Here is a 12,649-nt window from a genome sequence, read left to right as displayed (position 1 = left end):
CTTTATCTGCGTTTTTCGACGGCAGCCGCCATCTTCTCAATGATGGGGTTAATCCGCTCGTGTTTCATCTTCATCGACGCGCGGTTAACCACCAGCCGACTACTGATATGATCAATCAACTCCCGCGCTTCAAGACCATTGGCCTTCAGAGTATTGCCGGTATCCACGATATCGACGATCTCATCCGCCAACCCGAGAATCGGCGCCAGTTCCATCGCACCGTAGAGTTTGATGATATCTGCCTGGCGCCCCTGCGCCGCGTAATACCGGCGAGCCAGGTTAACGAACTTGGTTGCTACACGGATGCGCCCGGCCGGAGGGGTTTCGCCCTTGGGACCAGCGGTCATAAGGCGGCAGCAGGAGATATTCAGATCCAGAGGCTCGTACAGTCCCTCCCCGCCATGCTCCATCAGCACATCCTTTCCAGTGACACCCAAATCGGCACCGCCGTACTGCACGTAGGTCGGCACGTCAGTCGCGCGAATTATAAGCACCCGCACATTGGGATCCGTGGTGGGAAACACCAGTTTACGGGATTTCTTGATGTCGTCGACCAGCTCAATCCCGGCTTCTGCCAGCAGTGGCAGGGTTTCTTCCAGGATTCGCCCCTTTGACAAAGCGATGGTAATGGAATCTGTCATGCGTCCTTCCGGTTTCCCGATTGTGTCTGTCACGCTGGCAGGCGGCGGATACTCGCGCCAAGCAACTGCAGTTTCTCTTCAATGCACTCGTAGCCACGATCGATATGGTAGATACGATCGATAATGGTCTCACCGTCGGCCATCAGGCCTGCGATTACCAGGCTCGCGGACGCCCGCAGGTCAGTGGCCATTACCGGCGCACCGGTCAGATGGTCAACGCCTTTAATAATCGCCGCGTTGCCTTCCAGGGTTATATCGGCGCCCATGCGGGTCAGTTCCTGCAGGTGCATGAAACGATTCTCGAATACAGTCTCGATTATTGTGCCCGTGCCCTCTGCCACGGCGTTCATGGCGGCGAACTGGGCCTGCATATCCGTCGGGAAAGCCGGGTAAGGCGCTGTTCGAATATTAACCGCCTTCGGGCGCTGGCCTTTCATATCCAGCTCGATCCAGTTAGGGCCGGAGGTAATATGGGCGCCGGCTTCTTCCAGCTTGAGCAGCACCGCGTCCAGAAGATCCGCGCGGGTATCTTTTAGCTTAACGCGGCCACCGGTCGCTGCCGCTGCCACCAGATAAGTTCCGGTTTCAATGCGGTCTGGCAACACGTTGTAGTGGCATCCGTGCAGGCGCTCAACGCCTTCAATTTCAATGGTCGAGGAACCATGCCCGGTGATCTTCGCACCCATGGCAATCAGGCATTCGGCCAGATCCACGATTTCCGGCTCGCGAGCGGCGTTTTCGAGGATGGTTTTGCCATCAGCCAGCGTCGCGGCCATCAACAGGTTCTCAGTGCCGGTTACCGTCACCGTATCCATGAAGATGTGTGCGCCTTTCAAGCGGCCGTTGGTTTTTGCCCGGATATAGCCGTTTTCCACCTTGATATCCGCGCCCATCTGCTCGAGGCCCTGAATATGCAGGTTTACCGGGCGGCTACCAATGGCACAGCCACCGGGCAGCGACACTTCTGCTTCGCCAAAGTGCGCAACCAGAGGCCCCAGCACTAAAATGGAGGCGCGCATGGTTTTGACCAGTTCATAAGGCGCGTGGAAATGCTTGATGGTGTTGGCGTGAATTTCTACGCTCATTTTCTCATCAATCATCAGTTCCACACCCATGCGGCCAAGCAGCTCGATCATGGTGGTAACGTCATGCAGGTGCGGCAAGTTGCCTACGGTAACCGGTTCATCCGCCAGCAAGGTTGCCGCAAGAATAGGAAGGGCAGCGTTTTTTGCACCGGAAATCCGGATTTCACCGTCCAGGGGCTTACCGCCCCGGATCAAAAGTTTGTCCACAATAATAATCCTGTCGTGTGCGAGCAGTTCAGCCCTGGCGCGCAGCCCATTCAGCCGGTGTAAACGGTTTCGGGTGAAGGGCGTGAATAGTGCCATCCATGATTTGCTGGAATAGCGCCTTGTTGATCAGTTGCTGCCGTTTGATGGTCGACAGGCCTTCAAAAACCTCACCTACGACTACCACCATATAATGGTTACCGTCGATCTGTACCTGCACCTCACAATCGGGCAGTGCTTCTTTGACCAGCTCGGTGACTTCGGTGGCGTCCATAGTAAATCCTCGGGTATTTTTGAAATCAGGGGCGGGATTGTAACCAATCCTCGAGGTTGCTCAAAGCGGCAAGAGAAACGAGGCGGTCTGGCGCCTCTCTGAAAGACAGCGAAATACCCTGTTTTTCAGCCAGCCGGCTCCAGCACAAGAGCATAGAGAGCACAACGCTGTGGGTCGTGGACAGGCCTTCGAGATCAACCACCAGGCTCTTCAGGCTCTCACTGGCTGTTTTAATAAGCCCCTCGCCCTCGGCCCGTAGCGGTATAACCGTGTGGGCGTCGATTGCGCCGGAGACCGAGAGCACGCCTTCCTTGAGCTGAACAACTGGAGCTTCGACACTCATGATTTGTTCACTTCATCTTCCAGGTTGAGGGATTTCACCGCGTCGGTCCATCCGTCGATCACGACCTGAACCTGTCCTCGACTGGCTTCCATTTCCTGAGTGAAACGATCCCGGAACGAAAGACCGATGTTGACCCCTTCGACAATCACATTTTCCATCAACCATTTACTGCCTTCCTTGCGGTACATGGAATAGGTGACTGAGTGGCGGTTACCGGAGGCGGTGATCACCTCCATGGCCACAGAGGCGCGGTTATCGTCCTGGAGGTTGATGGTGGCGTCATTTACCTTGATCCTGAAATCTTCAGCGCTCACCAAAGCCTGGGCGTAGCTGTCAAAAAGGCTACGCTTGAACTTGACTACAAACTCATCCCGCTGCTCGGGGGTTGTCTGGCGCGCATAGCGCCCCATTACCCGGGCAGCAATTCGACGAAAATCCACGAAACCGTCAAGGGCATCGTCCATGCTCTGGTAAAAAGCCTCAGGGTCACGATCATAGAGCCCGCGCTCGGCATTGAGTTTCTTTACCAGGCGCTGGGTGTTGTCGTTGACGTATTGCTGCAAGTCTTCTTCCGGGCCCGCCTGAACCGATGCCACGCATACGGCCATCAATGTCAGAGCGAGAAAAATTCTCTGTGTTAACGCAATCACCTGGTTTCTCCTGTTCTTTCGCACTGCTGGCTTACTTGCCAGACGCAAAATTGCTGATCAACCGCTCAATGTTCATGGCGGACTGGCTGGAATAGAACGTGTCACCCGGTTTGAGGGAATCCATTTCGCCACCAATGGATATATCAATGTACTGCTCTCCCAGCAGACCGGATGTACGTATTACTGCAGCGCTGTCGGCAGGAATGTTGTCCACGTCGCCATGAATAGACATGGCGACCCGCGCCTGGAATGTTTCCTTGTTCAGGCTAACGGAATCGATACTGCCCACCGTTACGCCCGCCATGGACACTCTGCCCCGGGGCGTAATGCCACCGGTGTCGTTAAAATTTGCATAGATGGTGTAGGTGCTTTCGGCAGATTTTGGCGACAGCCCGCTTACCTGTAGTGCCAGAAACAGCAGTGCAGCCAAGCCAGCGAGCATAAACAGACCCACTGTGATGTCCGTTGTTCTTTGTTTCATTACCGACTCCCGGTGTTATCTCGTCAATCGTTGATCAGAAGTTGCCGAACATTACGGCGGTCAGCACAAAATCCAGCCCCAATACGGCCAGCGAGGAGTAGACCACGGTTTTCGTGGTGGCCGAGCTGATTCCTGCCGATGTGGGTACACAGTCGTAGCCCTGGTAAACCGCAATCCAGGCGCAGACAAAACCGAACACGACGCTTTTGATAACGCCGTTTACCACGTCGTCCCAGAAATCCACAGAGGCTTGCATGTTGCCCCAGTAGGAGCCTTCAAAAACGCCGAGCCATTCCACGCCAACCAGCATACCGCCCCAGATACCCACCATCGAAAAAATGATAGCCAGTACCGGCATGGCGATAAAGCCAGCCCAAAGTCTGGGCGCTATGACCCGACGCAAGGGGTCTACGCCCATCATTTCCAAACTGGACAGCTGCTCGGTCGCTTTCATCAGGCCAATCTCGGCGGTGAGCGCCGAACCTGCGCGCCCTGCAAATAGCAGGGCAGTTACCACCGGGCCGAGCTCGCGCACCAGAGTGAGCGCAATCATCTGCCCGATAGCGGCTTCGGAACCAAAATCACTGAGGATAGTGTAGCCCTGAAGGCCAAGCACCATGCCAATAAACAGCCCAGATACAACAACAATGGCCAGCGACAGCACGCCAACGGAATAAAGCTGTTTCATCAAAAGCGGAAAGCCGGTTGCCGGGCGTGGAACACCTGACAGTACGCCCGCCAGAAAACGGCCAGCACGGCCAAAAGCGATAACGAAACTTATTCCGCTGTGCCCGAAGGAAGCAATTTTATCGATCACACAACACCTCCCGTAAGCCCGAAATCCTCAGCCGCCGCAGAGGACGGATAATGGAACGGCACCGGGCCATCCGGATACCCCTGCAGAAACTGCTGCACCTGCTCAGAAGGATGATCTTGCAACTCAGCGGGCGTGCCTGCGCCAATTATTTTGCCATCCGAAATAATGCAGGCGTGATGGCATATGCTCAGAGATTCTTTAACATCGTGAGAAACCAGAACGCTGGTGAGCCCCATGGAGCTGTTCAGATCACGAATCAGCTTCACCAGCACACCCATGGCGATCGGATCCTGACCGGCGAAAGGCTCATCGTACATGATCAGTTCCGGATCCAGCGCTATACTCCGGGCAAGCGCAACGCGCCGGGTCATGCCGCCAGAAAGTTCAGACGGCATCAGCTTGCGGGCACCCCGCAGCCCAACGGCTTCAAGCTTCATCAACACGATGTCGTGAATCATGTCTTCCGGCAGCTTGGTGTGCACACGCATCGGGAAAGCCACGTTCTCGAATACGCTCAAATCGGTAAACAGCGCACCGCTCTGGAAGAGCATGCCCATTTTTTCCCGTAATGAGTAAAGCTCCTTGCGGCGAAGTTCAGGTACTGAGTGGCCATCCACCACTATGCTGCCGGAGTCCGGCCGAATCTGACCGCCGATCAGGCGCAGCAAGGTGGTTTTACCGGTGCCGCTAGGGCCCATAATGGCGGTAATTTTCCCACGGGGAATCTCCAAGGACACACCGTCGAAAATACGGCGCCCAGAGCGGGAAAATACAACGTCCTTCAATGAGATGTACGAGCGTAAACCCATAGTCCTTACCTTTCAGCCCACAACACTTAGCTTTCAGAGAGCGGCTACATTATGCGAAGGAGCGCCCAAGCTCAATCGCTGGTTCTTAAAATGAATTGATAGCAATGATCAATTCCACTGAGCTTCCTACATTTTTCTCTACGACATTCGTTAAAGAACTCACTACTGAAAACTCTGGTGAACTTGCCGTAACCCGCCTGCTCAGCTCGCGAGAAATGTTATACTTCGCCAACTTAATCGCAATTCCGTCTTTTCAAATAGAACGCGTCAACGAGAAAGCAGGTTCTTCGCCCGATGACTGAACAGAGTACATACGATTTTCGGAACTCCGCACTCCAGGCTATCCGCATTGAGCGGGATGCAATCAGCGCCCTGGAAAACCGCATCGACGACCATTTCATACGTGCCTGCGAAGTAATCATGGCATGCAAGGGCCGGGTGGTTGTGACCGGCATGGGCAAATCCGGCCACATTGGCCACAAGATTGCGGCCACCCTTGCCAGCACCGGAACACCCGCGTTTTTTGTTCACCCCGGGGAAGCCAGCCACGGCGACATGGGCATGATTACCAGCCAGGATGTGGTTATTGCCATTTCAAACAGTGGCAACACCAGCGAAGTGATTACCATTCTGCCACTTATAAAACGCATGGGCGCACCTCTGATCAGCATGACCGGCAATCCGAACTCCACACTGTCAAAAGAGGCTGTAGCGAATCTGGATGTCAGCGTTGAAGCGGAGGCCTGCCCGCTTGGCCTGGCGCCCACATCCAGCACAACGGCAACTCTGGTGATGGGCGATGCCCTGGCCGTTGCCTTGCTGGAAGCCCGGGGCTTCAGCGCGGAAGACTTCGCGTTCTCTCATCCCGGCGGCAGCCTTGGGCGCAAACTCCTGCTTCGGGTATCCGACATTATGCATACCGGCGATAGCATACCCACCGTTAGTGAAGACACCACTCTGAGCGGCGCATTGCTGGAGATCTCCCGCAAAGGCCTGGGCATGACCACCGTTGCAGACGCCACCGGCGCAATGACCGGTATTTTTACTGACGGCGACCTGCGCCGCACCCTGGACAAATCCATCGATGTGCACACCACGCCCATGCGGGATGTGATGACACGAAACGGCAGGGCCATCCAGCCTGACCAGCTGGCTGCAGAAGCACTCAACATCATGGATGAGCTCAAAATCAACGCACTCCCGGTTGTTGACAAGAGCGGCACCCTGGTAGGCGCCATCAACATGCACGACCTGCTTCGCGCCGGTGTGATTTAAAGAGCGGTAATAAGAAGCTATATGATGACTAAACTGCATAGCCCACTGGAAGAAGCCTGGCCAGAAGCCCTTCTGGCCAAAGCTGCGCGCATCAAGCTCGTTGCTCTGGACGTTGATGGCATCATGAGCGATGGCAAAATTTACTTCAGCGCCAAAGGCGACGAATTGAAAGGCTTCAACATTCTGGACGGGCTGGGCCTGAAGCAGATCATGGCAGCGGGAATCAACGTAGCCGTCATTACCGGCCGCAGCTCACCGCTCACCGAAAAACGCATGAAAGACCTGAAAATCCCCCATCTGATGCAGGGGCGTGAAGACAAAAGGGTCGCTTTGCAGGAACTGGTGAACAGTCTGGACATACTGCCGGAAGCTATCGCCTATATGGGTGACGACTTGCCGGATCTGCCCGCCATTCGCTACGCAGGCCTCGGAGTTACGGTTCCGAACGGATACTGGCTGGTGCGTGAGCACGCCGATTACTGCACCCGGGTTAGCGGAGGCAAGGGTGCAGTGCGAGAGCTTTGCGATCTGCTGCTGACAGCCGGAGGGCATCTGGATGCAACGCTGACGCCCTACCTGGAGCCATAGCCATGGCACAGAGCGAAAAAAACAGCCTGCTTTCCACACTGGCCATGACAAACAAGCCCAGGCTTCGCATGCTGGCGCTTGCAGCCACCATTGCAGCCACGGTTTTCCTGCTGTGGCGGAGCGACGAGCCACCGATCACCAGCTACAGCGATGCCAGGCAACTTCGGGGCGATGCAGAGCCCGACGGCTTTGTAATCAACGGCAGCTACACATCTTACGATGAAACCGGCCACCGCAAGATCGTTTTTACAAGCCCTCGCATCGAACAGTTCGAAGAGGAAAACCTGGCTACCATGGAGTCGCCGAACGCAGAATTGTTCAGCGCAACCGAGGCCGAGCCCTGGGTCCTCGAAGCCGAGAATGGCCGCCTGCGGCGGAACGAAGACCAGCTATACCTGACCGGCAACGTTCGTGTGGTGCGGACCATTGGTGACCGAAAAGCGACACTGGTTACCGAGAGCCTGACCCTGGACAACATTCAAGGTACTGTCTATACCGACGAACCGGTAGAAATAACCGATAGTCTGGGCACGACCCGGGCTAAAGGCATGAAAGCGTGGATCGATGAGCGCATTGTGGAACTCAATTCCCAGGTGGAAGGACGTTATGAAACTATTAGATAACCCCATGCGCCAACTATTGGCTATCATCCTGGTGGCTGGTCTTTCCAGCCCGACTCTGGCCTTTGATCTCGATTCCGACGAGCCAATTACCGTCAGCGCCGACAGCGCCCGCCTGGACGATGGCAAGGGCATTGCCACCTACACCGGAGCGGTGGAACTGGTTCAAGGCAAAACGCGCCTGACAGCGGAACGGGTGGTTCTGTACCGCAGCGCCAAAGGTCTCAACCGTATTGAAGCCAACGGCTCTCCTGCCCGATACCAGCAACCCGTTGCCAGCGGCGAAGGTGAAACCGATGCCAAAGCCCGGAACATCACCTGGTCTGCCTCAGACAAACAGCTCACCTTTGAACGGGAGGCTGTGATTGAGCAGAATGGCAACATATTCCGCGGCGACATTATTCATTACGATACCGAGCAACGGGTGGTCACCGCAGCAGGCAGCGAAGATACCGGCGCTGGCCCGGGCCGGGTTGAGATGGTCATTCAGCCCCGCGGCAGCAGCAACTCCACAAAATAACGGCAAACAGGGATCCGATGGCAGTTCTCAGAGCGAGCAACCTGGCAAAAAGCTATAAGCAGAAAAAAGTGGTCATTGATGTCTCGCTGGAAATTCGCAGCGGTGAAATCGTCGGCCTGCTCGGCCCGAACGGCGCCGGCAAAACCACCTGCTTTTACATGATCGTGGGGCTGGTAAACGCCGATAACGGCCGCATAACCATCGACAGCCAGGATATCACGTCTCTGCCCATGCATGGCCGGGCCCGCAAAGGCATCGGCTACCTGCCTCAGGAGGCTTCGGTGTTCCGCAAGCTATCCGTGCGGGATAACATCATGGCGATTCTGGAAACCCGAAAGAACCTCGGCCGTGCTGAACGCCTGAGCAAGCTCGAACACCTGCTGGAAGAGTTTCACATTACCCACATCCGCGACAGCCTGGGCATGGCACTCTCCGGGGGCGAGCGGCGCCGGGTGGAAATTGCCCGTGCCCTGGCAATGGAGCCTGCCTTCATTCTGTTGGACGAGCCGTTTGCCGGGGTAGATCCCATCTCTGTCAGTGATATCAAGCAGATCATCCGCCACCTCCGGGACAAGGGCATCGGCGTTCTGATTACCGACCACAACGTGCGCGAAACACTGGATATCTGCGAGAACGCTTACATTGTTTCTGGTGGCCACATTATCGCCTCCGGAAACTCCGAAACCATTCTCGCCAATCAACAGGTTAAAGAAGTGTATCTTGGCAACGAATTCCACCTGTAGCATCTGTTTTCGGCATCCGGATACACCCGTTCGATTGTTTTGCTGACCCGGAGCAAGTAAACTCGGCAAAGAACTTGCAAGGGTACTCAAAAATGGCGGCAAGTTGCCGCCATACATAGATTTTTTAGCCGATGCAAGAAATTCAGAGCGGGTATGAGTGACGGATCCTGAGCGATGGTTATGAAAGCCTCATTACAATTAAAGCTGGGTCAGAGCCTGACAATGACGCCCCAGCTGCAACAGGCGATCAGGCTTCTGCAGTTATCAACTCTCGATCTTCAGCAGGAAATCCAGCAAGCCCTGGAATCCAATCCCCTGCTGGAAGCTTCGGAAGATGACGACCAAACTGAAACGCCGTCAGCCGACGGTGATCAGAATCAAGACAACACCGCTAACGAAACATCTCCTGAGGCGTCTGCCGAGGCTGCCACCTCCGACTGGGATGAGAGCGAAAGCGGCCCGGACTGGCAATCTGAAAACGAAATCCCGGATACGCTTCCCGACGATCTTCCCGTCGATACCGCCTGGGAAGATGTTTACCAGTCCGCCCCCGCCCCGGCTGCGCGGAATGACGACGAAAGCGACCACGATTTCGAAACCCGGAACTCACCGACCGAAACCCTCAGGGATCACCTTGAGTGGCAGCTCAACCTCACACCTTTGAATGAACGGGATCAGGCCATTGCTCACGCCCTGATGGATGCGGTAGACGAACGGGGGTATCTAACCAGCTCTCTTGAGGACATATACGCAGGCCTGACCGACGATGCTGATGAAGACCCTCTTGAGATGGATGAAGTGGAAGCCGTTTTACGCCGGCTACAGTACTTCGACCCGCCAGGGGTTTTTGCCCGGGATCTTCAGGACTGCCTGCTTATCCAGCTTAACCAGCTGCCCCCGGAAACCCCCTGGCTCGCCCAGGCCCGGCTCGTCATCACCCATTACATAAATCTGTTGGGCAACCGCGACTACGCCCAACTGCTTCGCCGCAGCCGCCTTAAAGAAGATCAGTTGCGCGACGTACTTGCGCTGATCACCAGCCTCAACCCGCGGCCGGGTGACATCATCGACCGCACAGAGCCGGATTACGTTATTCCCGATGTCATCGTGCGCAAACACAACGGCCGCTGGCGTGTGGAACTGAACCCCGAAATTGCTCCGCGCATACGCGTGAATGCCAGCTATGCTTCATTAATAAGACGAGCCGATAGCAGCGCCGATAACACCTATCTCCGCGACCAGCTTCAGGAGGCAAAGTGGTTCATAAAAAGCCTGCAAAGCCGGAACGAAACACTGCTGAAGGTTGCCACACGTATTGTCGAGTATCAGCAGGGTTTTCTGGATCACGGGGAAGAAGCAATGAAGCCGCTGATTCTCTCGGATATTGCCCAGGTTGTGGAAATGCACGAATCCACTATTTCCCGTGTAACCACGCAGAAATACATGCACACACCGCGGGGCATTTTTGAACTGAAGTACTTTTTCTCCAGCCACGTCAGCACCGACGAAGGCGGCGAATGCTCCTCAACCGCGATCCGCGCCATGATCAAAAAGCTCATTGCAGCGGAAACACCGAAAAAGCCGTTGAGTGACAGCAAGATTGCGGCCATGCTTGGAGAAGAGGGAATCAAGGTGGCTCGGCGCACGGTTGCAAAATATCGCGAGGCGATGCACATTCCGCCCTCGAACGAACGCAAGCGCCTGGTTTAAACCGGGCACCGCTGGCCGGTTCACACGGATTTCGCTGACGCAGCCACAAGCGCCAGCACTCAGCCCGGCTCCTGGAGCCGGGACGGATGACAACAGGAGACGTCTATGCAACTCAATATTTCAGGCCATCACGTAGAACTGACTCCCGCCCTGAAGGACTATGTATCCGAAAAGTTTGAACGACTGGAGCGGCACTTTGACCACATCAGTAATTGCCAGGTAACACTGGAAGTGGATAAGGTTCGTCAGATCGCGGAGGCTACGCTTCACGTGGTGGGTGGTGAGATTCACGCAAAGGCGGAAAGTGAGGATATGTACGCAGCTATCGACGGCCTCGTCGACAAGCTTGATCGACAGATCCTCAAGCATAAAGAAAAGAGTGTGGACAGGATGCATGGAAACGCAGCCCGCTAGGCGGCTGTTTTCAGGCATGTCATCTAATCAAGCTGCGGCGCGGACAACGTGTCGCAGCTTTTTTTAACGGAAGCGCGGTCGATTCATGAGCGACACATCCCTGACAATAGACAACATTCTTGCACCGGAACTGACCCTGTGTAAGGTACCCGCATCGAGTAAAAAGCGGGTTCTGGAGTTCATTGCCGAGCAGATCCGTCAGCACAATGATTCACTCGGAGAGGGTCAGATTTTCAACAATCTGATCGCTCGTGAGCGACTGGGCAGCACGGGAATTGGTCAGGGAATCGCCATCCCCCACTGTCGGCTGGAAGGGCTTGAACACGTGATCGGCGTTCTGATAACTCTGGAAGAAGCCGTCGAGTTTGATGCTATTGATAACCAGCCGGTGGATCTTGTGTTTGCACTTGTTGTGCCCAAGGAAGCCACCAGCGAGCATCTTGAGCTACTGAGCCAGCTCGCAGAGAAATTCAATGAGCGCACCTTCTGCGACCGCCTCAGGCAGTGCGAAGATGCGGGTACGCTTTACCAACGCATGACCGCCGCAAGCGGCTGATATCCACTCTGGTAACAGGCTGTTTCACCATGAAGCTGATCATCGTCAGTGGCCGGTCCGGCTCCGGCAAGAGCACCGCTCTTCACGTACTGGAAGACCTCGGATACTACTGTATTGATAACCTGCCGATCGGACTTCTGTTCCCTCTCACCCGGGAAGCCGCCAACCAGAGCGCGCCTGGGCGGCTCGACAAGATGGCCGTCAGCATTGATGCCCGCAACCTGTCTGGGGAGCTGGGCAATTTTGAGGAGATTTACCGCAAGCTTCGCAGAGACGACATCCAGGCCGAGGTCATCTATCTGGATGCGGATGAACAGTCCCTGCTACAGCGGTTCCACGCGACCCGTCGCAAGCACCCCCTCAGCGATGATAAAACATCTCTCAGAGAGGCCATCACTAACGAAAAGATTCTGCTGGAACCCCTTTCCAAACTGTCGGATCTCTACATCAATACCACGGGCCTCTCGATGTACGAACTTCGGGATATGGTGAAACAGCGGGTAGCTGGCCGCAAAGATCAGGAACTGGCCCTGCTTTTCCAGTCCTTCGGCTTCAAACACGGCGTACCACTGGATTCCGATTACGTGTTTGATGTGCGCTGCCTGCCCAACCCCTATTGGGATACCAGCCTGCGCAAGTTTACAGGCCTTGACCAGCCGGTAATCGAGTTTCTTGAGAAAGAACCTGCAAGCCGCAAAATGGCAAACGATCTTATTACTTTCCTGGAAAACTGGATCCCCTCTTTTGCAGACAGTAATCGCAGTTACATGACCATTTCCATTGGATGCACTGGCGGCCAGCACCGATCCGTTTATATCTGTGAGCAGCTGGGGCGGCATTTCCGGGAGCACAGCAGCAACACACAGGTGCGCCACACCGAGCTGCCGCATCTGCAGGCCCGGAAAGAGGTCTAAGCCAG

Annotated in this window: 18 protein-coding genes; 10 read left to right on the top strand and 8 right to left on the bottom strand. The window is 55.4% G+C overall.

Annotated elements, in window-relative coordinates; translation table 11 throughout:
• Positions 1 to 2 precede the first annotated feature (2 nt).
• The 8 genes from hisG to BUA49_RS08195 form a co-directional block, all read right to left on the bottom strand.
• Positions 3 to 641 carry an ATP phosphoribosyltransferase gene (gene hisG / locus BUA49_RS08230; protein ID WP_072796685.1) on the bottom strand — a complete coding sequence of 213 codons (639 nt, stop codon included), beginning with the start codon at positions 639 to 641 and terminating at the stop codon, positions 3 to 5.
• A 29-nt stretch (positions 642 to 670) separates the two neighbouring features.
• The gene (gene murA, locus BUA49_RS08225; protein WP_072796684.1) at positions 671 to 1,933 is read right to left on the bottom strand and encodes a UDP-N-acetylglucosamine 1-carboxyvinyltransferase; all 1,263 of its coding nucleotides are present in this window, start codon (positions 1,931 to 1,933) and stop codon (positions 671 to 673) included.
• Positions 1,934 to 1,961: 28 nt separating this feature from the next.
• Positions 1,962 to 2,204: a BolA/IbaG family iron-sulfur metabolism protein gene (locus BUA49_RS08220; protein WP_072796683.1), complete on the bottom strand. Its 243-nt coding sequence runs from the start codon at positions 2,202 to 2,204 to the stop codon at positions 1,962 to 1,964.
• Positions 2,205 to 2,229: 25 nt separating this feature from the next.
• Positions 2,230 to 2,547, bottom strand: coding sequence for an STAS domain-containing protein (locus BUA49_RS08215; protein ID WP_072796682.1), 318 nt, complete (start codon positions 2,545 to 2,547; stop codon positions 2,230 to 2,232).
• Positions 2,544 to 3,155, bottom strand: coding sequence for an MlaC/ttg2D family ABC transporter substrate-binding protein (locus tag BUA49_RS08210; protein ID WP_072797776.1), 612 nt, complete (start codon positions 3,153 to 3,155; stop codon positions 2,544 to 2,546). Before BUA49_RS08210 ends, BUA49_RS08215 begins: the two co-directional genes overlap by 4 nt.
• A 73-nt stretch (positions 3,156 to 3,228) precedes the next feature.
• On the bottom strand, positions 3,229 to 3,678 hold the full coding sequence (gene mlaD, locus BUA49_RS08205) for an outer membrane lipid asymmetry maintenance protein MlaD (RefSeq protein WP_072796681.1): 450 nt from the start codon (positions 3,676 to 3,678) through the stop codon (positions 3,229 to 3,231).
• Between the two features lie 34 nt (positions 3,679 to 3,712).
• Entirely contained in the window at positions 3,713 to 4,495 is a 783-nt protein-coding gene (gene mlaE, locus BUA49_RS08200) for a lipid asymmetry maintenance ABC transporter permease subunit MlaE (protein ID WP_072796680.1), read from the bottom strand.
• Positions 4,492 to 5,304, bottom strand: a complete 813-nt coding sequence (locus tag BUA49_RS08195; RefSeq protein ID WP_072796679.1) for an ATP-binding cassette domain-containing protein — start codon at positions 5,302 to 5,304, stop codon at positions 4,492 to 4,494. Before BUA49_RS08195 ends, mlaE begins: the two co-directional genes overlap by 4 nt.
• Before the next feature lie 104 nt (positions 5,305 to 5,408).
• On the opposite strand from BUA49_RS08195, the gene BUA49_RS17685 reads away from it, so the two are divergent.
• The 10 genes from BUA49_RS17685 to rapZ all read left to right on the top strand — a co-directional run bounded on the left by BUA49_RS17685 (position 5,409) and on the right by rapZ (position 12,644).
• Positions 5,409 to 5,606 (top strand): hypothetical protein, encoded by a 198-nt coding sequence (locus BUA49_RS17685; protein ID WP_139248753.1) that lies wholly within the window; start codon positions 5,409 to 5,411, stop codon positions 5,604 to 5,606.
• Entirely contained in the window at positions 5,599 to 6,579 is a 981-nt protein-coding gene (locus BUA49_RS08190) for a KpsF/GutQ family sugar-phosphate isomerase (protein WP_072796678.1), read from the top strand. The genes BUA49_RS17685 and BUA49_RS08190 overlap by 8 nt, the downstream gene beginning before the upstream one ends.
• A gap of 24 nt (positions 6,580 to 6,603) precedes the next feature.
• Entirely contained in the window at positions 6,604 to 7,167 is a 564-nt protein-coding gene (locus tag BUA49_RS08185) for a KdsC family phosphatase (RefSeq protein ID WP_072797774.1), read from the top strand.
• A 2-nt stretch (positions 7,168 to 7,169) separates the two neighbouring features.
• Positions 7,170 to 7,790, top strand: coding sequence for an LPS export ABC transporter periplasmic protein LptC (lptC, locus tag BUA49_RS08180; protein ID WP_228704429.1), 621 nt, complete (start codon positions 7,170 to 7,172; stop codon positions 7,788 to 7,790).
• Positions 7,774 to 8,307: a lipopolysaccharide transport periplasmic protein LptA gene (gene lptA, locus BUA49_RS08175; protein WP_072796677.1), complete on the top strand. Its 534-nt coding sequence runs from the start codon at positions 7,774 to 7,776 to the stop codon at positions 8,305 to 8,307. The genes lptC and lptA overlap by 17 nt, the downstream gene beginning before the upstream one ends.
• 17 nt (positions 8,308 to 8,324) lie before the next feature.
• Positions 8,325 to 9,050, top strand: a complete 726-nt coding sequence (gene lptB / locus BUA49_RS08170; RefSeq protein WP_072796676.1) for an LPS export ABC transporter ATP-binding protein — start codon at positions 8,325 to 8,327, stop codon at positions 9,048 to 9,050.
• A 180-nt stretch (positions 9,051 to 9,230) separates the two neighbouring features.
• Positions 9,231 to 10,760, top strand: coding sequence for an RNA polymerase factor sigma-54 (locus BUA49_RS08165; RefSeq protein WP_072797767.1), 1,530 nt, complete (start codon positions 9,231 to 9,233; stop codon positions 10,758 to 10,760).
• 105 nt (positions 10,761 to 10,865) lie between these two features.
• Positions 10,866 to 11,174: a ribosome hibernation promoting factor gene (gene hpf / locus BUA49_RS08160; protein WP_072796675.1), complete on the top strand. Its 309-nt coding sequence runs from the start codon at positions 10,866 to 10,868 to the stop codon at positions 11,172 to 11,174.
• A gap of 85 nt (positions 11,175 to 11,259) precedes the next feature.
• Entirely contained in the window at positions 11,260 to 11,730 is a 471-nt protein-coding gene (gene ptsN / locus BUA49_RS08155; RefSeq protein WP_072796674.1) for a PTS IIA-like nitrogen regulatory protein PtsN, read from the top strand.
• A gap of 29 nt (positions 11,731 to 11,759) precedes the next feature.
• Positions 11,760 to 12,644: an RNase adapter RapZ gene (rapZ, locus tag BUA49_RS08150; RefSeq protein ID WP_072796673.1), complete on the top strand. Its 885-nt coding sequence runs from the start codon at positions 11,760 to 11,762 to the stop codon at positions 12,642 to 12,644.
• The last annotated feature ends 5 nt before the right edge of the window (positions 12,645 to 12,649 follow it).

Origin of the sequence: Marinobacter antarcticus, from assembly GCF_900142385.1 — a bacterium.
Taxonomy (GTDB): domain Bacteria; phylum Pseudomonadota; class Gammaproteobacteria; order Pseudomonadales; family Oleiphilaceae; genus Marinobacter; species Marinobacter antarcticus.
Note: the sequence above shows the minus strand (reverse complement) of the source record. Positions and strands in the feature narration are given on the sequence as shown.

What these genes read in the sequence shown, in the direction of transcription:
- hisG (WP_072796685.1), bottom strand. Translation starts at nt 641, where the DNA reads ATGACAGATTCCATTACCATCGCTTTGTCAAAGGGGCGAATCCTGGAA.
- BUA49_RS08220 (WP_072796683.1), bottom strand. Translation starts at nt 2,204, where the DNA reads ATGGACGCCACCGAAGTCACCGAGCTGGTCAAAGAAGCACTGCCCGAT.
- BUA49_RS08215 (WP_072796682.1), bottom strand. Translation starts at nt 2,547, where the DNA reads ATGAGTGTCGAAGCTCCAGTTGTTCAGCTCAAGGAAGGCGTGCTCTCG.
- BUA49_RS08210 (WP_072797776.1), bottom strand. Translation starts at nt 3,155, where the DNA reads ATGGCCGTATGCGTGGCATCGGTTCAGGCGGGCCCGGAAGAAGACTTG.
- mlaD (WP_072796681.1), bottom strand. Translation starts at nt 3,678, where the DNA reads ATGAAACAAAGAACAACGGACATCACAGTGGGTCTGTTTATGCTCGCT.
- BUA49_RS08195 (WP_072796679.1), bottom strand. Translation starts at nt 5,304, where the DNA reads ATGGGTTTACGCTCGTACATCTCATTGAAGGACGTTGTATTTTCCCGC.
- BUA49_RS17685 (WP_139248753.1), top strand. Translation starts at nt 5,409, where the DNA reads ATGATCAATTCCACTGAGCTTCCTACATTTTTCTCTACGACATTCGTT.
- BUA49_RS08190 (WP_072796678.1), top strand. Translation starts at nt 5,599, where the DNA reads ATGACTGAACAGAGTACATACGATTTTCGGAACTCCGCACTCCAGGCT.
- BUA49_RS08185 (WP_072797774.1), top strand. Translation starts at nt 6,604, where the DNA reads ATGACTAAACTGCATAGCCCACTGGAAGAAGCCTGGCCAGAAGCCCTT.
- lptC (WP_228704429.1), top strand. Translation starts at nt 7,170, where the DNA reads ATGGCACAGAGCGAAAAAAACAGCCTGCTTTCCACACTGGCCATGACA.
- lptA (WP_072796677.1), top strand. Translation starts at nt 7,774, where the DNA reads ATGAAACTATTAGATAACCCCATGCGCCAACTATTGGCTATCATCCTG.
- lptB (WP_072796676.1), top strand. Translation starts at nt 8,325, where the DNA reads ATGGCAGTTCTCAGAGCGAGCAACCTGGCAAAAAGCTATAAGCAGAAA.
- BUA49_RS08165 (WP_072797767.1), top strand. Translation starts at nt 9,231, where the DNA reads ATGAAAGCCTCATTACAATTAAAGCTGGGTCAGAGCCTGACAATGACG.
- hpf (WP_072796675.1), top strand. Translation starts at nt 10,866, where the DNA reads ATGCAACTCAATATTTCAGGCCATCACGTAGAACTGACTCCCGCCCTG.
- ptsN (WP_072796674.1), top strand. Translation starts at nt 11,260, where the DNA reads ATGAGCGACACATCCCTGACAATAGACAACATTCTTGCACCGGAACTG.
- rapZ (WP_072796673.1), top strand. Translation starts at nt 11,760, where the DNA reads ATGAAGCTGATCATCGTCAGTGGCCGGTCCGGCTCCGGCAAGAGCACC.